Source organism: Mesorhizobium sp. M1C.F.Ca.ET.210.01.1.1, from assembly GCF_004791585.1.
In the GTDB taxonomy this organism is placed as follows: Bacteria; Pseudomonadota; Alphaproteobacteria; order Rhizobiales; family Rhizobiaceae; genus Mesorhizobium.
Window position 1 is genome coordinate 1 of the sequence record NZ_SRUU01000198.1, and the last position, 297, is coordinate 297.

A 297-nucleotide genomic window follows, 5' to 3' on the forward strand; every position below is an offset into this window, starting at 1 on the left:
ATCATCGCTTGGGGGACCACGGTTCTGACGGCCCGCCGCCAAACCGACGGGGGCAGCGTCGTCGTCAACCCCATCCGCCAGGAGGTGGACTTTGCCACCCTGCCGAAGTCGGCAGCCGCTGAGGGTCGGGGCCTGTGCACTGAACTCTTCGGTGATCGCTTCGTCGAACGTGAGGGTTTGCTTGCCATCGCGCTCTCAAACCTCAATCCTCAAAATCATCTCGGGATCGCATTGCTCAACCTGACACGGATGGAAAAGGCGGAGAGCTGGGGACAGGGCGAACATGTCACACCGGCG

General features: G+C 62.0%; 1 pseudogene. It reads left to right on the forward strand.

Annotated elements, in window-relative coordinates:
* A pseudogene (locus EN853_RS33565) lies at positions 1–297 on the forward strand (NAD/NADP octopine/nopaline dehydrogenase family protein); the annotation flags it as partial.